Source organism: Halobellus sp. LT62 (assembly GCF_037031285.1).
Taxonomy (GTDB): Archaea; Halobacteriota; Halobacteria; order Halobacteriales; family Haloferacaceae; genus Haloquadratum; species Haloquadratum salinisoli.
This window is the reverse complement of record NZ_JAYEZO010000001.1, coordinates 328,849-346,798: the sequence shown is the minus strand read 5'-3', so window position 1 is coordinate 346,798 and position 17,950 is coordinate 328,849. Positions and strand designations below refer to the sequence as shown.

Here is a 17,950-nt window from a genome sequence, read left to right as displayed (position 1 = left end):
CGCGCCGCGTGAAGCGGCGCGCGACGCATCCCGACCCAACCCATCCCGGCCGACGCGAATCGGCCCGCTTTTCCTTCGACCCATCGATTTCGACGTATGAGCGAGATCGACGTCCCCGAGAGCCACCCCCGCTATCTGTCGCTCTTGACGCGACACCGCATCGAGGCAGGGGTCGAAAAGGGAATCACGAGCAAGCAGGGCCTCATCGCCGAGGGGCGCGGCGAGGCGTTCGACTACCTCCTCGGCGAACGGACGACCGACTCGGCGGACGAGGCCGAGCGCGCGGCCGCCGCGCTGTTGCTCCTCGCGGAGCGGCCCGTCCTCTCGGTCAACGGCAACGTCGCCGCGCTCGTCCCCGGCGAGATGATCGAACTCGCGGCCGCCGTCGACGCCGACGTCGAGGTGAACCTCTTCAACCGAACGGACGAGCGGATGCGGGCGATTACCGAGCACCTCCGCGAGCACGGGGGCGAGGAGGCGGGCGTCGAGATCAAAGGACTGACCGCCGACGCGCGGATCCCGGGTTTGGAACACGAGCGCTCGAAGGTCGACGCCGACGGTATCGGCGCGGCCGACGTCGTGCTCGTCCCGCTGGAGGACGGCGACCGCGCGGAGGCGCTCGCGGCGATGGGAAAATCCGAGATCGTCATCGACCTGAACCCGCTGTCGCGGTCGGCGCAGACGGCCGCGATCCCGATCATCGACAACATCGTCCGCGCGGTGCCAAACGTCACGAAACACGCCGAATCGCTGCGCGACGTCTCGCGAGAAGAGTTGGAGGCGATCGTCGCCGACTTCGACCCGGAGGCGGCGTTGGTCGCGGCTGAAGAGGCGATTCGTGGCGGGAACCTCGACTAACCGACAACTCGCCGTCAGGCCTCTCGAAGCTCCGCCTCGGTGAGCGCCTCGTTGAGGTCGTCGCGGACGAACTCTCCTGTTTCCCGGTCCATCGCGGTCGTCACGATCCGGTTTTCCTGCACGCTGGAACCGTCCCGAAGCAGCAACCGAACGTTTCCGTTGTCGTCGGCGCGGGTCACCTTCGCACGCAGGCCGGTCTGTGAGCCCATTCCGCCGGCGTCGATCGGCCCCGGAACGATCTTTTTCACGTGCGGGTGGTCGGCGACGACGCCAATGGCCCGCCGACCGCCGCGCCCGCCGATGAGCGTCGAGTGCGTGCCCCCGATTTTCTCTCGGGGGGCCGTCTCGACGACTTCCAGCGACCGCTCGCCGCGGCGCTCTACCACCCGCTCGACGGGGTCGTCGCCGGCGACCCGATAGAACTCGTGGTGCAGTTGCGCGCGGGCCTCGCGGAGGACGTCGCGGTTCCCCGACGCGAACACCGCGTCGGGACGTTTCCGGCGGATCTCGTCGGCGACGCGGCCCGCGAAGTTCCGGAGTTCGACGGTCTCGGACTCGGGATCGTCCTCGGGGACGGTCGTCAGCGTCGTCCGTCCGACGACCTCCTTCTCGTCGAGCATCGTCAGCTCCGCGCGGTCGCGCTCGAAGTCGACGACGACGGCGTCGCAGTTTCCGGTGTTGCAGACGAGGCAGTAGTCGCCGGGGCGTTCGAGGGGCGTGCCGCACCGCCGACAGTCCATAGCGGGAGAAAGCGAGGGGAAAATAAAAGCGCGGCTATCGGGCGCGCCGACGCGCTGTGAGTGGGTGCCGTGGACAGCGACGCGGCGAGCCGGTCACAGGTCGACCGGGCTCGTCTTCAGGTACTCCCGCAGCAAGACCGTCGCGTACGACCCGGACGGGAGCGAGAACGACAGTCCGTAGGCGTCCTCGGCGGCGTCGACCTCGGACGCAACGCGCGTCCGCAGGAGGACGGCCCGCCGGGTGCCCGTCGAATGAAACTCGCCGGGGAGATCGAAATCGCCCGGGATGAGCCCGAGTTCGTCGAGGACCGCGCGCTCGACGTCGCCCGGTTCTCCGTCTGCCAGTTCGGTCTCGGTGCCGACGAGCGGCGCGGTGACGAACGCCCGTCCGCGCTCGCAGTGGCGAGCCATCACGTCGACGCGGCGGTCGGTCGCGACCTGCGTGCGGTCCGTGTCCGGGCGGTAGAGCCCCTCCGGAGCGTCCCGATCGGCGAAACACACGACGTCGCCGTCGACCGGACGGGCGAGCGGCAGGCCGCGCGAGAGCCGCTCGCTCACGATCCGGTTGAAGGCGTACGACTGCGCGGCGTTGACGAACAGCCGCTGGAGGTTTCGCGGAACGGCTTCCAGCGCGTGTCGCCAGTCTGCGGGCGTGTCGTCTCCGTCCTCGTGTAGACGGTGCAGCATCGAGCGCTCGAAGCGGAGCGCGCCGGGCATCCGATCGAGCGCGCCCCGCCAGTCCGGATCCGCGCGCTCGGCCTGCTCGTCGACGAAGGCGCGGGCCGCCCGCGTGTCGTCGGGTTCTGCCTCGTACGGGTTGCCGACGTACGCCAGAACCGCCTCGCGCCACTCGCCGCGGGCGACGCACAGGCCGACCTCGTGGGTGACGGGCCGTCGGCTCCCGAACCGCTGGTGGCCGAAGTAGTTGGGGACGGCGACGTCGGTCGCGGCCTCAGCGGCGGGGCCGTCGTCGTCATCCTCGCTCTCGGTCCGTTCGGTCGACGAACCGTCGCCCGCGACCCGCTCGTGTAACTCCGCGGTGATCGATTCGACGGGCTCGACGTCGGCCTCGCGAACGCGGATCTCGAACGCGTTGCCCGCCAGATCGCCGAAGTGGAGCCGTCGGCCGATTCGTCCGAGGACCTCGACATCGGCGTCGTCGATCTCGGGGAAGTCGTCGGGATCGACGTCCCGAACCGAGAACAGCTGGGTCGTTATCGCGTACTTGTCCTTCGTTCCGGCCCATGAGACCCGCTCGCGGCTGATTCCGAGGGCGTTCGAGAGTCGACGAGCGAAGTCGTTCGTATCCCATCCACGGAGCGTCGCGCGGACGAGCAGATGGGGGTAGTCGCCCGCGTCGGTACTGAGCGGTTCGGGGTCCATGGCCTCCAGTTCGCGGACGCGGAAGTCAGCCGGTTTCGTCCGCAGGCGGCCGCCGGTGCCGTCGACGTCGCTGTAGTAGTGCTCGATCCCGACACGTCGTTCGAGGGGGTGGGCCGCACGCATCTGGTGTGTTCGGGGGTTTCCCCCGCGGGCGTAAGGTCGCTCCGGTTTGTCGTCTGTGCGGGCCGTCGGTGCCGACGCCGACGCGCTCGTGATCCCCGTCGATGCCCGCGGCGACGCGCCCGACTGGTCAGTCCCCGCGGCGATTCGCTTGACCGATCACTCGGCGGGCCCGCGCATCCCAGTGATCTCGAAACAGGCTCCGCCGGTGCTGGAATCGCACACCGTGATGTCCCAACCGTGCGATTCGACCGTCGCGGCGACGATGTTGAGCCCGAAGCCCGTCCCGCCGGCAGCAGTGGTGTACCCGTACTCGAAGACGCGGTCGCGGTCGGCCGCCGGCACGCCGACACCGTCGTCGGCGACGGCGATCCCGGTCGGCGTCGGCGACACCGTCACCGTGACGCAGTCGGCGTCGTCGCCCGCGTGTCGAAGGGCGTTCTCGAAGAGGTTCTCGAAGAGTCGGCAGAGCCGTCGTTCGTCGGCGGTGACCGTCCCCAAGTCGCCCTCGACGACGAGGCTCGCGTCGGTGTTCCCGCTCCACGTCGGATCGATCTCGTCGCCCTGCCCGCCGACGGCCTCCCACGCGTCGGCGACGACCCGCCTCAGATCCACTGATTCGAGCGTCAGCCCGTGCGATCGGCTCCCGTCGATCAGCGCCCGGACGTCGGCGACGATCGAGCCCATCCTGTCGTGGACGCGTTTGAGCCGGTCAAGGAACTCCTCGCCGCCCTCGACCTCCGAGCGGAGGATGTTCACCTGCGCGTTCGCGGCGTTCAACGGGCTCTTTAGATCGTGCGTCAGGATCTCCGCGAGCCGTTCGAGTTCGCGTTCGCGCTCGGTCCGCTCTGTCACGTCGCGGACGACGCTCACGAGCACCTCCCGTCCGTCGATGACCGTGGTCGACACGGTCGATTCGGCCCAAAACGCCGTCCCGTCCGACCGCTCTGCCTTCCACCGGAACGCTGCGGGCGAGGACCGCTGCGCCCGGTATATCGCGTTCTCACGCGCTTCGGCGGCCCGTGTCGGCTCCACGGCGCAGGCGTCGTCGAGATCTCGCTCCGGGTCGGGCACGCAGCCGAACACGGTCTCGACGGCGTCGTTGACCGCGAGGAGCTCGCCGCTGGCGGCGTCGCGGACGACCACGGCGTCCCCCATCCCGTCGACGAGTTGCCCGAGCGCACCGCCGATTCCCGCCGCGAACTCCCTCATTGACTGGCTCTCCGTTCGGATCAGTGGTAAGTCGTTTGGCCGTTTTCGCTCCGATCGACAGCCGTTCTCGGTCGTCGAGCGCCCTCAGTCGGTCGACGTCAATACAGCGAGAGCTCGCCGGTTACCCGGTCGACGTCGTCGTCGCGGGCGGGCCCGACGGCCAGACAGGTCACCGTTCCGGGCTCCAACTGCGTGTGCCCGGCGTCGCGGACGATCGCGTTCGGCAAGCCGAGTCGCTCGGCCTCGTCGGCCAACCGGAACAGCTCCGCCTCGCCGCTGGCTTTGAGGACGATCTTCTTCTGTCCCTCGCCTTTCCACCGCTTCTTGGTCCGTTCGTCGGCGTCCTCGACGGCCGACAGCGACGCGTGTGCGACCTGTGCGGCGAGCTTCCCGCGGCCCATCCCGAGGTCGGTCCGAGCGACGATGGCCTGCTTCATACGCCACCGTGACGCGCGCCGTCGTATATGTCCTCGCTTTAGTCCGCGTTTGCACGCTCGATGCGCCGCACTCGCGACTCGCCGGGTTGCTCGTTACACTCGCAACGCTCCCTGATTCAAATCTCACGTGGTTACAGCCGACTGATCAACGCGTACCACGGCGCGACGAGACGCGCCGCTCCGGGTTGATCAGGTATCAGCGCCGAGGGTGAGATTTGAACTCACGTGTCCGAATGGACAGCAGATTTCGAATCTGCCGCCTTGGCCAGGCTAGGCTACCTCGGCTTACACCCGTACGTCGGCCGCGATGCGTTTAATCGGTTTCGATTTTCGGAGACCGCGGTCGGCGGCTGGGTAGCCGTCGCAAGGCGCATTCCGAGTGGCCTCCTTACGAATCTGCCCCGGGGAGTGTGAAAACTACGCTCGTCGCCGTCTCACCGGTGTCTGCGTCAGCGGTCGACGGATCGGCCGGCGCAGCATCGACCGACGCAGCGTCGGCGTCGACTGCCTTATTCTCGGATCCGTCGCCGAACGAGAGCGTTCCGGCGTTTTCTGTCACGCACCAGTACGCGAGCCACATCCCGAGCCCTTCGGCGTGCTGTAGCGGCGTTTCAGACCCGACAGAGAGCGTCTCGCGATCGACCTCGGGAATTCCGGGGCCGTCGGATTCGATCCGGATGACGACGTCGTCTCGCTCGTCGACGACGAGAGCGATCTCGGTCGTCCCGGGTTGCCCGGCGAGCAGTTCGATCACTTCCTCGACGGCCGTCGCGACCGCTCCGGCGTCAGTCAGTTTGGCATCCACGTGGGACCCGCTGTCGAACGTGAACTCGATGTCGGAATACGAGCCCCGAGCTTGGTGGACGACGCCGGCGACGATCGCAGTGACGTCGTGGACGTTCGGTGCCAGCGCGTGGGAATCGTCGAGTTCGGACACCTTCCGGGCCTTGTCACTGACGGTGAGCAGGCCTTCGGTGCGATCGAGTATCGAGCGTGCGGCTCGGCCCGCGTCGGCTTCCGAGCCGGAAGCGACCATCTCGGCGTACCCGCGCACGACGTTCATATCGTTTCGGAGGTTGTGTCGGAGCACCCGGTTCGCCACTTCGAGGCGTTGTTCGTAACGGTATCGGCTGGTGACGTCACGGAGCATCAACGCATACCCGATTCGATCGCCGCGTTCGTCGGTCAGTTCCGCGATTCGGATGTCGTAAGCGAGGTTGTTCCCGTCGGTGACGGTCGTGCCGTGGAGCTGCTCGAACGGCGTATCGGGGAACACGGAGTCGATCGGACGTCCGACCCGCGGCGGCGGGTCGAGAATCCGCCGGGTGATGTCGTCGACTTGGACGACAGTACGGTCCGCGTCGAGGACGACGAGTCCGTCGCCCATCACTTGAAGCGCCTGCTGGCGGGCGATCGGGACCCGTTCGAGCAGATCGAACTGATACAGACCGAGCACGATGAAGACCCCGGTGAGCGCGAAGGTAAACGGCGTGAGATCGAGGTGCGGTACCGGGCTCTCACCGAGCATAAACGCGATATTCGAGAGAAACGGCGGGATCGGAGCGACGAGCAACACGATCACCTGCTTCCAGTAAACGAGCGACCAGCGGATTCCCACGAGGAGGATCAGCCCCATCCCGATCATTACAACGAGATACGCGAGCACCAGATGACCGTAGTAGAGCGGACCGAAGGCGAGTTCGATCGCACTCCCCGCAGACGCCGTCGTACCGGCCGGAACGGTCCAAACGAGTCCGTGAATCGGATTCGTCGCGATCGCGACCACCATCGCCGTCGGTTCGAGGGCGAAAAGCGCCGCGCGTCGCGGCGTCAACCACTCAGCGCGACTGACGTACTGGACGACGAACACCAGCCAGAGAAACGGCGCGGCAGTCGAGAGCGCGAAGGTGAGTTCCCACCAGAACACCTGCGTCGAGACCACGTCGTACCCGATCTGTATCGAGTACGCGAGCGCGGAGAGACCGACGACGGCGAACATCACGGTGACTTCGGGCCCGCAGCGCGACTCCCAGTTCCACGCACCCACGAGTGTCAGCACTGCGTAGACGAGGAGCGTCCCAAACCCGACGGCGGACGTCGCAGTGAGTTCCCACGGCATATGAGGGCAGGTCGTCTTGTCTCGATGGGACACTCATACATCAAACCACCAGTCGAGAGACGAATCTCCCAATCGATTGACGACGGCAGATCGAATGGCCGATGGGACCAGATATTATTGAGTATTTGATACCATTGGCGGACCAGATATCTCCGATTATCGCGGTGAGCGAACATTTATTCTCTCCGAGGGGAGTTGAGACCGCATACCTCGATGAGCAAAACTCCAGAGACTGCGTCGACACAGCGCTTCGCCGGGACGTCGCACGGGCTGTCGTCGAGCGACAGGCAGATGCTCGGGTGGCTCGGTGTGAATATGGTCGTCTTCGGTCACGTCGCCCTCTTCGAGACGCCGCTGTGGCTGACGTACGCGTACAACGGCCTGTTGTACGCGATTGGCGTCTGGATCGCGTTCCGCTCTTCGGCCGTCCGCGATATCTTCGTCCTCGGGAGCGTCGCCGGCGTCCTCGAAGTCGGTGTCGACGCGTTTCTCGTCTCGACGGGGTCGTTGGTCTACCCCGACTCGCTCCCGATGCTCGTGGGATCGCCGCTGTACATGCCGCTGTCGTGGGCGCTCGTCGTCACGTACTTCGGCTATCTCGGCCGTCGGCTCAGTGAGGAGTTCGGACCGCTCGCGGCGACGATCGGCCCCTCCGTCGCCGCGATGGTGCTCATCGGCTTCTTCGAGTACGGCGCGCACTTCGCGGGGATCTGGTGGTACGAGTCCGCCCCGCTGGCGATGCTCGGCACCGTGCCGGCGTTCATCGTCGTCGGCGAGGGCCTGATGTTCGCCGCGCTGTACTGGCTGGTCCGCCTCCGCCGACCCCTCCTCGGCGGCGTCGCGTTCGCAGCGGTCATCTCCGTCAGCTACGTCGGGACGTACGTCCTGTTCGCCGCCCTCGGCGGGTGAACGCCGACCACCGGAACGGGTCGAAGCGGATCACACCGCCGAGACGACGACCGTCGCCGTCGTCGACTCCGCGGGAGAGACGACGCGGATCCGAAACGCGGCCGCGACGGGCGTGAACTCGCCCGCCCGCTGCTGAACGACGACGCCGTCGATCGACTGACACGGTCCGAACGCCCGCCCGCGACCGTCCGGACAGTTCGCCTCGCTCCACGCGCTCGCGGCCGCATCGTCGAACGACACGACGAGCGAGCGATCGGCCTCGGCGTGAACTCCTTCCAACCGGTCGAGGTCTCCCGCGACGTCCGCTCGAATTCGCCGAACGACGGTGTCGCGATCACGCCACGCCGAATCGCGATCGCCCCGCACCGAGTCACGGTCGGTGGTAGCCTCGTCGCGAACCGACGCACGGAACGATGCTTCGATGCTTCGTTCGACGTCGTCGATCGAGGCGATTTCGACCGCGCCCGCGCCGGTTCTGTCGCCGTCGTACCCGAGTTGGGCGTACGCGAGCGTCATCGTGAGGAACGCGACCGCGACGACCGCGGCGGCGACGAGGACGACTTGCGCGCGGTCGGTTCGCGCCTCGTCGGACCGAATACCGCGACTCACACGTACCACACCCGGAGCGTGACGGTGCAGCGCGCCGTCGACAGCGTCGCTTCGCCGCTCGGAACGCCGTTCGGTGGCGGCGATCCGGCCGCCCCGTGCGGCGTCTCGATCTGCCCGAAGACGCCGGTCGGCAGCGCGGCGTCGAGCCGATTTCCGAGCGCCTCGCGCTCCACCGCGAAGGAGTCCGGCGACCGGCAGGCTGCGGTGAGTCGGCTGTGGCCGTCGCTCTCGGGCGGTTCCGCGTCCAGCATCGCGAGCGCGTCACCCGCGATTCGGTCCAGTTCCGTCGCCGACTGCGTCGCGTCCGCGGGCACCCAGACGAACCCCGCGACGACCGAGAGGATCAACAGCGCCCCGACGGTCGCCTCGACCAACGAGGTTGCGAGCTGCGCCCGCTCGCCCCGCCGGCGAGTCGGTCCTCCGCGGTGCCGCTCACCCACCGACCCTCACCTCCACCCGCTCGGCGCTCGCGTTTCGAGCGGTCCAGTCGACGGTCGCCGTCCCGCCCCCGTAGCCGCCGGACTCGAAGGCGACGCGGAGGGGATACTGTCGCGGGACGGCGACCGCATACCGGCCGTCGAGCCCCGATGGTTCGTGAAGCACGACCCGCCCGCCCGCGATAATGGTTCGCACGTTGTGCGGGCCGCTCGAATCGACGTCTATCACCAGTCGCCCGTCGTGGTCGTCGAGAACGACGACTCTCCTCGCTTCGTCGAGTGCGACCTGTTCCGTTCGCGGGACGTCCCGCGTCACCAGCACGCGGCGCTCGACGACGACCGATTCCCCACCGGCGTCGCTGTCTGCGCTCCCCCGCTCGACGAGGACGTCGCCGCCGAGCGTGACGCGAATCGGCCGACCCCGAACGGGCGGGACCGCCTCGTCGAGGTCGGCGGCGGTGAGATTCGAGACGGCGGACTGATCGAGGTCGTTCTCGGCGCGCGTGTGGGTCGCGTCGGCGTCGACGAGGTGCTCGGCGAGGCGTTCGGCCGCGTGGGCGGTCGCAGGGTGGCGGTCTGCGTCGATCAGCGCGTCGTTCGCGAGCGCACCGCCGGCGACTGTCACCGTCGTCACGACGAGGATCGCCACGGCGAAACCGACGAGGTTCGCCTGCGCGCGAGCGTTCACGGACTCGCCGCTCCCGAGTCCGAGCGGATTCACCGCGTCGTCCCCCGTTGAGCCACCGACTCCGGACCGGCGGTAACGAACTCTCCCTCGTCGACGAGTCGCACGACGAGACCGTCGACATCCCCGTAGACGAGAATCGCAGACGCCGACTCGCTGGAAATCGACCCCGTTACCGTCGCTGATGCCGGGACCGCGAGGCGGATACGACCACCGATCCGCGGGTCGGGATGGACGAGCGCCAGCGTCGATTCGCTCGGCGACGAAGCAGTTGCGGTGGACTCATCCTTCGTCGATTCGGCGACGATCCGGTAGGAATCTTCGCGGATCGTTTCCGGGAGCCGGAGCGCGATACGACGCTCGACGATGGGGGCTTCGACCCCGGCCGCAGCAACCCGACCGACGAGGTCGCCGTCGGGGACCGCAGTCTCCGCTCGCTCCGCGGCGGCGACGAGCGCGCGGTCGCCGAGCTCGGCACCGACCGCGTCGCGGTACTCGGGCGCGAGGCCGCCGAACAACGTCGTCGTCAACAGCGCGACGAACAGCACGCCGACGCCGAGTTCGAGCGTCTTGCCGACGACGGGAGAGAGGCCGCGGTCGGCGGGAGCCGTCGATCCAGTTCGGTTCCGGGCCGTCGATCCGAAATCGGGCTCTTTCATCGACCCACCGCCACGTCGAGTCGGACGTCGTGTACGACGAGGTGCACCTCGCGCTCGCCCTCGAACGACGCCACGACGCTCGGGACGCCGTCGCCGTCGAAGTCCCGCCGGGTCGTGGTGGCTCCGCGCTCGCGGAAGTGACGTTCCCAGACGGCCGGCGTCGTCGTCTCGACGCCGACGCGGTACTCCGCCGCCGGAAGTCGCCGGCGGTCGGTCTCGGCGTCGGTTCGGAGCGTCACCGCGAGCCGGTGGTCGCCGGTGGCGATGCCGTCGGCCCCGCTCGCGTTCAACACCGGGACGCCAACGTACAACGCCCCGTCGGCCGGGGCGATCCGACTCGGCGCGACCACGCGGCTGCGGCGCTCGTCGCTCCGCACGACGGCACCGGCAAAGCCCGTGACGCGGTGCTCGCCGTCGGCATAGGTGATCGCCCCGGCGTGGCCCGCCCAGACGACCCCGTCGTCGTCCAAGAGCCACACTGTCCGGTTCACGACTGAAACCGTGCCGGTCGCCAGTTCGACGGTCGTCTCCCGCTCGCCGCCGCCCGGCGCGAGCGCGGTTTCGAGGTCGTCGCTCACGCGGGTCGCCGACGCGGAGGCGGCACCGTCCTCGACGATCGAGCCGGCGGTCGCCGTCAACCCGCCGACCGCGAGGACGGTGAGGCCGAGCAGTATCGCGACGCCGACGACCGCGGTCTGTGCGCGGTCCCCGGAAATCGTCGCAGGGGCCGTGGCCTTGCCAGCGCCGGTCATACCAATCCCATCCCCGTGAAAACGACGTGACAGACGGCGACGAGACAGCCCGAGTGCAACAGCGCCTCGTACTGCCCGCGGCTGGCGACGCCCGCGAACCACCCGGAGGCGAGCATCGTCGCCTGCGTCGTGACGTAAACACGGTACTGATCGCGCGCGAGGTCGACCGCCCCGGGATCGACCGCGACGCCGGAGAGTTCGGACATCGTCGCGAGTCGATCGAACCCCGCGAAGACGTTGGCACTCGTGGCGGCGCTGATGCCGATGACGAGGAGGGCGGTCGTCCAGCCGACGGCGACGTAGACCAACATCCCCGAGCGGAGCGCCCGCTTCTCGTGGTAGAGGCGACCGACCTCGCCCTGCAGCGTCTCGAAGACGACCGCCGTGTCGCTGCCCGCGTCGAGCGCGCCGATCACCAGCCCGACGGTCTGCTCGGCCATCGGCGTCCCCACCCGCTCGACGAAGCGATCGAGCGCAGCGGTCCGCAGATCAGTCTCGACGTCCACCGTCGGCGTCGTGAGCTGAAGGTTCAGCGCGAGATCGGCGACGTCGGGGTTCAGCGCCCCGAGGTCGACGTCGCGGGCGACGTGGTCGACCGCCGCCGAGAACGGGCGGCCGAGGTTGACGTGCCCGGAGACGGCGTGGACGAAGTCCTTCAGCTCGTGGTCCTTCGCGTCGTCGAGGCGGGCGCGGCGGACTGCGACCAGTCCGACGGGGATCGAGAACCCGACGTAGCCGACCAAAAGCGAGACCACCGTGTCGACGCCGAGACTCACTGACGCGACGAACCCGGCGATGCCGAGGGGCGCGAACGCGGCGGCCGCGCTGGCGGGGTTCCGCGTGGCCGTCCGCAGCGTCCCGAGCGCGCTCGCGGGTCGCCGATAGACGACGTGTTGGTCCGGCGGTCGGAGCCGCGAGACGAGCGCGGCGGTCGCGAGCCCGACCGCGAGAATGAATCCGGCGCTCCCGTAAACGGCCAGCGCACGAAGCGTCACCGAACCCAGCGGCGTCCGAACCGGCGCGGAGAGCCCCGGCGAGATGATGCTCATCACCGTGAGGACGATCACGAGCAGCGCCGGGAGCACGAGCAGGACGACGAACAGTTCCGCGAGGAGTTCGAGAAATCCCTCCGCGCGTTGTCGGTCCCGGTCCTGCTGGTGTCTGAGCATCCGACTCTCCATCGAGAGGTACTCTCTGAGCGAGTCCGAGCCCTGATCGGCGTGTTCGCGGAACTTCAGCAGGAATGGCGCGAGACTGTCTTGGGCGGGCGTGTCTCTGGCGACCCGTCGCAACCCCTCGTCGACGTTGCCCGTCATCGCGGCGGTGTTGAGCGCTTTGCGGAGCGCGACGGCCGTCTCGCCGTAGGCGTCGGTGTCGGCGACGCGCCGGAGCATCGCGCGGCGGCCGTCGCTGCCCGACGCGAGGACGTTCAGGTAGCGGACCGCGCTCGGAAGCGTTCGCCCGATGTTCGCGCGGCGCGCGGCGGTGAGCCAGCGGAGGTATCGGCCGCCGGCGTAGACGACGGCGAGTTGGACGCCGGTCGCGACGAGGAGCGCAGACGTGCCGACCAGCAGAGTGAGCTGTCGCCCCGAGAGCGAGACCGCGTCGGCGGCGACTCCGCTGCCGACGTCGCGACCGCCGATCCGGGCCGCGCGTTCGAGGAGCGTCGCCACCCCGGACTCGACGACGCCCGCGGGGAGGGCCGAGCCGACGGCGACGACGCCACCGGCGGCGAGCGCCGCGAGCAGCAGCGAGAGCGCGTACACGCGGGCGACGTAGAGATCGAACGCGACCGCGAGGTTGGTGCCGCGGTAGGCGCGTCGGTCGCGCTCGTGCCGACGCGAGTCCGCGCGGCTGGCGAAGAGCGCGTACGCGGCGCGGTCGAACGGGCCCAGCGAGCGCTCGGCGCGCGACGGATCGGATGAGATCGGTTCCTCGCCCGCCGGCGACGAGCGGGTCGCTCCCGGCTGTGCGGGCTCCGCGACGTCCTCGCCGCTCACCGGACGGCGCTCCCGCCGGTTTCGTCGTTCGCGTCGGCAGACTCGTTTCCGCCATTTGTTTCGGCGTCGTCGCTTTCGCTATCCGCTTCGGCGTCGTCGTTTCCATTATCCGCTCCGGTGTCGCCGTCGCGATCGACGCCCCCATCTGCCCGGTGGGCGTGCTGCCGACGAACGCGCTCGACGGTCGCCGCCTCGTCGGTCCGAAGATCGGAGAGGAATCCGAACAGCCGGTCGACGTCGCGTTCGCCCTCTCTGAGGAGGTATTCGACGTAGCCGCGCTTGCGGCGGAACTCCCGCTCGATGTCGTCGACATCGCGGTCCGTCGCCGCGGCGATCCGGTGGAAGACGCGGAGGGCGCTCCGGTGCGTCTCCCCCTCGGTCGCGGCGTGTTCCCCACCGAGTTGTGGGTGATCGTACGCCATCGCGAACGACCCGTCCGTCTCGCGCCACAGCAGCGTGTTGTAGTACAGCGTCGTTCCGTTCTTCTCGACGACGCCCGTTCGCGCGGACGCCGGAAGCTCCTCGTACTCTGCTTCGGTGAGCAGTTCGACCGCGGAGCCGACGTAGCGCTCACCGTCGACCCGCCGGGGGAAGACGACCAAATCGAGTTCGCGCAGGAGGTAGACCGGGAGACCCTGCTCGACGACCCGATTGACGAGCGTCTCGACGTCCTCGGCGTGCGTCGTGCCGACGACGCCGTGGCCGGTGTTGAGCACTTCTGCAAAGGTTTCGAACGACTCGGGCGTGTTGACCTCGGCGATCACCTCGACGTCGGGGTTCAGGTAGTTGGCCTCGGTCATCAGATCCGCCATCGACACCCGTTTGTACTCGTTCTCGTGCTCGCGCGTCGTCAGCGAGACGCCCGTTTCGTGGGGGAGATACACCTCCCGGGACCCCTCGTCGATGCTGATCGGACGGTGGTCGTAGGGAATAAACGGCATATGCGCGTTCATCAGGGTCGTCTTGCCCGCGCCCGTCGGTCCCGAAAACAGCACGACGCGGTGGTGTTCGTACAGCAGCCACAGGAGCGTCACCAGTTCGGTCGGAATCGAACCGAACTCGACGAGGTCGATCGGCGTCAGCGGCGACGACGCCTGCTTGCGGATCGAGACGTGCGGGCCGTCCTCGGAGATGACGGGCAGGGCGACGGCGCAGCGGATGGTCTCGCCGTGGCCCGAGGCGTCGGGCGCGACGCCCTCCGGGCGGAGGTTCACCTTCGCCGACGGCTGACTCGCGCTGAGTTCGACGCCGTCGGCGGCGGCGAGTTGGGTGACCACGTTGACGAAGCTCGTCTCATCGGCGAAGGTGAGATTCGTCGGGACGCGTTCGCCCGCGCGGACGACGTCAGCGCGCGGAACGACTTTCACCCGCTCGCCGACCCGGTTGGCCTCGATGTCTTCGAGGTGCGGATCGCGGATCGGAATCGTGAGGACGCCCTCGCCGACGTAATCTCTGAGGACGTAGTACACGAGGTCGTCGAGGCGGGCCTGCGCGTAGCGCCGGTCGACCGGCGGGACGCCGACGCCGTACGACGAGAGCGCGCCGCGGAGGCGATACCGGGTCGCTTCCAACCACGCTCGGGTGTTGCGCGCGGTGAGTCGCCGCGAGAGAAAGCCACGCGCCCGCTCGCGGATGAACGCGGTCCGGTCGTCGACAACCTCCTCGACGTTCGCCTCCCAGATCCGCTCTTTGCACTCGGCGATCAGCTCCTCGTCGCCCGGCAGCAGGTCGGGTTCGAGCACGGCGTACTTGGCGTCGAAGCGGTCGTCGCCGAGGAGCCGGTCCCGATGGACGACCACGCTCACGTCGAACCCGGCGAACGAGACCGTGTAGTCTCGGAGGCGCTCGCCCGCGACCCGCGTGGCGAAGTCCGCGTCCGCGCGAAAGTCCGTGACCGCGGGCGCGTAGTTCTCGGTGTGCACGACGAGCGAGCCGTCGGTCTCGCCCTCGACGTCGACGACGTCGACGCGGTCGTCCAGCGCGATCGGCGTCACGGAACCGAGCAGTCGCAGTTCGCACATCGCGTAGTACTCGATGCGACGCCGGGCGGCCGGTGCGACGTCCAACAGCCGATCGAGCACGCGCTCGTACTTTGCCGGCATTCCGGCCGCCGCGTGCGCTGCGGCCCCCTGCCGGGTCAGCGGTCGCCGGATCTCGACGCTCGAAAAGTACGCCGTCACCGACGCCAACGCGCGCTCTGCGGCCGCGTCCACTGCCGGTTCTCGAACGTGATAAGAGAATCCGACGCCGTCGCTGACGTCCGCGATCGTCGTCACCACTCCGGGCGTCACCTCGTACTGCGCGCGGATCGCCGGGGCGTACCACGCGTTCGGACTGTCGGGCGGTTCGGGGCTCGGAACCGTCGGTACCTCGGATCCGGCTCCGGCCTGCTTCGTCTCCGAATTCATCACCGGTCCCCGGAGAGCGGTCGGTCAGTCATACCGTTGGTTCCCTCGTATTCCTATTTAAATTCTCACGGGAGTTATCTGAACCGATAACTAGTGGACAGCGGCGGGTTTCGATGGAAGCCGACTCATCGGAATCGATTGTCGCTACCACATCGCTTAGGTATGAGAACGATCACTCTCACGCGTGACACTCAGAGACCCCGCCCAGAGTGTCGCCGAATCCGTCGACGGTGACCGTGCGGTCGCTCTCCTCGAATCGGTGCGCGACCACGAACTGCCGCCGGTCCTTCGCGAACTCGTCGCGGAGTACCAATCGCTCGACGGCGCGCGTCCGTGGTTTATGTGGCGGTGGGTACACCGCCTCGCACCGAAAAACACCGTGCCCGTCGTCGACAACGACCGTCGCGAGACGGTCGCGACGGACAAGACGATACTCGTTCTCTTTATCACGGTTCTCGACGATCTTCTCGAGAGCCAGTCCGACTACGAGACGTTCGAGGTGGTCTGTGAGCTCGTCCGTTCCGGCATCGGCGGCGGACCGGTCGGGACGCCGCGACCGGATTCATCAGTCAATGAGTCCGTCGACGGGGCGATAAACGAGGCGTACGTCGCGTTCGCGCGGTCGGTGTGGGAGACGCTTCTCGATCGGCTCGAACGGAGCCCCTCGTTCGATCGGTACGCGCCGCTCTTTCGGTTCGATGTCCGGCAGATCACCACGGCGATAGAGTACAGCGCGCTCGTCATCGACCGTCCGGATCTGGCGACGGCGACGGACCTGCGCCACTACGAAGTCCACAATATGGGGATGAACAGTTACCTCGATATCGATCTGATGCACGCGTCGGTGGATTACACCGGCGAACTCGACGCGCTCCGCGCGGTCGTCGACCCCGCACAGCGGATGGCGCGAATCGGAAACTGGCTCAGCACGTGGGAGCGCGAACTACGCGAGGGCGATGTCAGTTCCGGCGTCGTCGTCGCCGCCCTCGAAGGAGGCCTCGTCGACGCCGACCAGTTCACCCGTCGGGAAAACGAGGCTGTCGCCGACGTCGAGGAGTCGATCGATCGGATCCGCGCCGCCGACATCGAGAGGGAACTGCTCGACGAGTGGAACGAGGAGTATCGCCGGCTCGTCTCTCTGAGCGACCGCGTCGACGCCGTCGATATGGACCAGTTCGTCGCGGGGACGAAAGACGTCCTCAGATACCACTTGGCGAGCCGCGGTCTCAAGTAGCGGTCGGGCCGCCGAGTGGAAGTCCGATCAGTTACACACCACCGAACCGGTCGCGCTCGCGGCGACACACGCGCTCCCAGACCGAAAAGAGCGAACTGCCGAGTCCGTACGCCTCGTCGACGGCGCGGACCCACTCGTCGTCGGTGAAAAGCAGATACTGGAGGCGTCGCACCGAGGGATCCAAGTCGTTCATCTCCAGTTCGCCGACGTAGTAGCCGACCGTCTGCGACCGCGCCTCCTCGATCAGCCCCGGCGGCACGTCGATCCCGGCCTCGGTCGCGACGTAGTCGAACCACTCCAAGTGCAAGATCGCATCGGCGAAGGCGAACCGGTCGGCGAAACTCGACACCGACTCGACGGCCGGCGCACCGCGTGAGACGACGTCCTGTGGGCGGCTGAACCGCGGCACCGAGAGGTAGTCGATCGCTGCGGCGTACTGATCGGCGACGCGTCGGAGCCGCCAGTCGGCGTACGCCGTCGGGAGCGTCAGCGGCAGTTCGTACCAGACGGGCGTCCATTCGAGAAACGGGAGGCCGAAGGCCGCGTCGGCGTAGAGATCCGCCGCGATCAGCCGGTTCACCGCAGGCGCGACGTCGGCCCCCGTCCGATCCGCGCGCATCGCGGTCTCGGCCTCGTCGATGACGCCCGAGAGGTCGCCGGTGTGCAGTCCCATCCCCTCTGCGACCCGCAGGAGGTACGCGCCGCCCGGTTCGAACCAGTCGGCGAAGTCCGCGGGCGTTCGCGCGCGAAGCAGCGAAAAGACGCTCACACTCTCCGTAGGCCCCCCGATCGTATATATCGTCTCGTATCCCGCGACCGACCGTCGCCTCGGTTACTCTCTCTCGTCGAGTTGCCCGCGCAGGCCCCACTCGGCAGCGCGGGCCTGCGCCTCCGCTCGCGCGTCGGTTTTGATCTCCTCGATCCGCTCGGCGTCCGCGAGAAAATCGGCGACGGCGCTCGCGTCGCGCTCGTCGACGAGTCGATCCTCGGGAGCGACCTCACGCGTTCGATCCGCGAGCGTCGCGTCGTCGGCGAGGCGTCTCGCCGGTGCGGTGGGATCGACTCGGAGGTCCTCGACGGTGTGCGCCGACTCCAGCGCGTCGGGCGGGAGTTCGTACAGCGCGGCGTGGAACAGGCTTCCGGAGAGGGCGTCGAGCGCGTCGTCGCCGCCGGTGTCGCTCGCGGGGTGATACGCGAGAACAGGGATTCCGGAGTCGAACGTGAGCACCGCGCGCTCGTCGTCGCCGAGGAGGATCGAATCCTGCGGCTCGAAGACGACGTAACCGGTGAGTTCGCGGTCGAGCACCCCGGCGAGCGTATCGCCGACGTCGGCGTCGGTGCGGGAGCGAACCAGTTCGCCCTCGGGGATGTGGCCGTCGACGACCATC

Annotated in this window: 17 protein-coding genes and 1 tRNA gene; 3 read left to right on the top strand and 15 right to left on the bottom strand. The window is 68.2% G+C overall.

Annotated features, from left to right (window positions below):
- Nucleotides 1-96: 96 nt before the first annotated feature.
- Nucleotides 97-858, top strand: coding sequence for a 4-phosphopantoate--beta-alanine ligase (locus tag U5919_RS01635; RefSeq protein ID WP_336021780.1), 762 nt, complete (start codon nt 97-99; stop codon nt 856-858).
- Nucleotides 859-872: 14 nt separating this feature from the next.
- Here the strand turns inward: U5919_RS01635 and U5919_RS01630 are convergent, their stop codons facing one another.
- The 6 genes from U5919_RS01630 to U5919_RS01605 form a co-directional block, all read right to left on the bottom strand.
- Entirely contained in the window at nt 873-1,598 is a 726-nt protein-coding gene (locus U5919_RS01630) for a DUF2103 domain-containing protein (protein ID WP_336021779.1), read from the bottom strand.
- 93 nt (nt 1,599-1,691) lie between these two features.
- Nucleotides 1,692-3,104, bottom strand: coding sequence for a tRNA pseudouridine(13) synthase TruD (truD, locus tag U5919_RS01625; RefSeq protein WP_336021778.1), 1,413 nt, complete (start codon nt 3,102-3,104; stop codon nt 1,692-1,694).
- Nucleotides 3,105-3,260: 156 nt separating this feature from the next.
- Entirely contained in the window at nt 3,261-4,313 is a 1,053-nt protein-coding gene (locus tag U5919_RS01620; RefSeq protein ID WP_336021777.1) for a PAS domain-containing sensor histidine kinase, read from the bottom strand.
- Nucleotides 4,314-4,411: 98 nt separating this feature from the next.
- Nucleotides 4,412-4,750, bottom strand: coding sequence for a peptidyl-tRNA hydrolase Pth2 (gene pth2 / locus U5919_RS01615; RefSeq protein WP_336021776.1), 339 nt, complete (start codon nt 4,748-4,750; stop codon nt 4,412-4,414).
- 200 nt (nt 4,751-4,950) lie between these two features.
- A tRNA-Ser gene (locus U5919_RS01610) sits at nt 4,951-5,035 on the bottom strand.
- A 103-nt stretch (nt 5,036-5,138) separates the two neighbouring features.
- Nucleotides 5,139-6,869, bottom strand: coding sequence for a histidine kinase N-terminal 7TM domain-containing protein (locus tag U5919_RS01605; RefSeq protein WP_336021775.1), 1,731 nt, complete (start codon nt 6,867-6,869; stop codon nt 5,139-5,141).
- 213 nt (nt 6,870-7,082) lie between these two features.
- Between U5919_RS01605 and U5919_RS01600 the strand changes: the two genes are divergently transcribed.
- Nucleotides 7,083-7,778, top strand: coding sequence for a DUF6989 domain-containing protein (locus U5919_RS01600; protein WP_336021774.1), 696 nt, complete (start codon nt 7,083-7,085; stop codon nt 7,776-7,778).
- A gap of 30 nt (nt 7,779-7,808) precedes the next feature.
- Here the strand turns inward: U5919_RS01600 and U5919_RS01595 are convergent, their stop codons facing one another.
- From U5919_RS01595 to U5919_RS01565, 7 genes are all read right to left on the bottom strand, one after another.
- Nucleotides 7,809-8,387 carry a DUF7261 family protein gene (locus U5919_RS01595; protein WP_336021773.1) on the bottom strand — a complete coding sequence of 193 codons (579 nt, stop codon included), beginning with the start codon at nt 8,385-8,387 and terminating at the stop codon, nt 7,809-7,811.
- Complete coding sequence (locus U5919_RS01590) at nt 8,384-8,827, bottom strand: DUF7262 family protein (protein WP_336021772.1); 444 nt, start codon at nt 8,825-8,827, stop codon at nt 8,384-8,386. The genes U5919_RS01595 and U5919_RS01590 overlap by 4 nt, the downstream gene beginning before the upstream one ends.
- Complete coding sequence (locus U5919_RS01585; protein WP_336021771.1) at nt 8,820-9,545, bottom strand: DUF7263 family protein; 726 nt, start codon at nt 9,543-9,545, stop codon at nt 8,820-8,822. Before U5919_RS01585 ends, U5919_RS01590 begins: the two co-directional genes overlap by 8 nt.
- Nucleotides 9,542-10,168, bottom strand: a complete 627-nt coding sequence (locus tag U5919_RS01580) for a DUF7266 family protein (protein ID WP_336021770.1) — start codon at nt 10,166-10,168, stop codon at nt 9,542-9,544. Before U5919_RS01580 ends, U5919_RS01585 begins: the two co-directional genes overlap by 4 nt.
- Nucleotides 10,165-10,920 (bottom strand): DUF7289 family protein, encoded by a 756-nt coding sequence (locus U5919_RS01575; RefSeq protein WP_336021769.1) that lies wholly within the window; start codon nt 10,918-10,920, stop codon nt 10,165-10,167. The genes U5919_RS01580 and U5919_RS01575 overlap by 4 nt, the downstream gene beginning before the upstream one ends.
- Nucleotides 10,917-12,848 (bottom strand): type II secretion system F family protein, encoded by a 1,932-nt coding sequence (locus U5919_RS01570; protein WP_336023840.1) that lies wholly within the window; start codon nt 12,846-12,848, stop codon nt 10,917-10,919. The genes U5919_RS01575 and U5919_RS01570 overlap by 4 nt, the downstream gene beginning before the upstream one ends.
- A 68-nt stretch (nt 12,849-12,916) precedes the next feature.
- Nucleotides 12,917-15,328, bottom strand: a complete 2,412-nt coding sequence (locus U5919_RS01565) for a type II/IV secretion system ATPase subunit (protein WP_336021768.1) — start codon at nt 15,326-15,328, stop codon at nt 12,917-12,919.
- A gap of 184 nt (nt 15,329-15,512) precedes the next feature.
- On the opposite strand from U5919_RS01565, the gene U5919_RS01560 reads away from it, so the two are divergent.
- Nucleotides 15,513-16,562, top strand: coding sequence for a hypothetical protein (locus U5919_RS01560; protein WP_336021767.1), 1,050 nt, complete (start codon nt 15,513-15,515; stop codon nt 16,560-16,562).
- 31 nt (nt 16,563-16,593) lie between these two features.
- Here the strand turns inward: U5919_RS01560 and U5919_RS01555 are convergent, their stop codons facing one another.
- A complete protein-coding gene (locus tag U5919_RS01555) occupies nt 16,594-17,331 on the bottom strand; it encodes a DUF8116 family protein (protein WP_336021766.1) in 738 nt (245 codons plus the stop codon).
- A gap of 63 nt (nt 17,332-17,394) precedes the next feature.
- Complete coding sequence (locus U5919_RS01550) at nt 17,395-17,949, bottom strand: DUF8054 family protein (protein WP_336021765.1); 555 nt, start codon at nt 17,947-17,949, stop codon at nt 17,395-17,397.
- Nucleotide 17,950 lies beyond the last annotated feature (1 nt).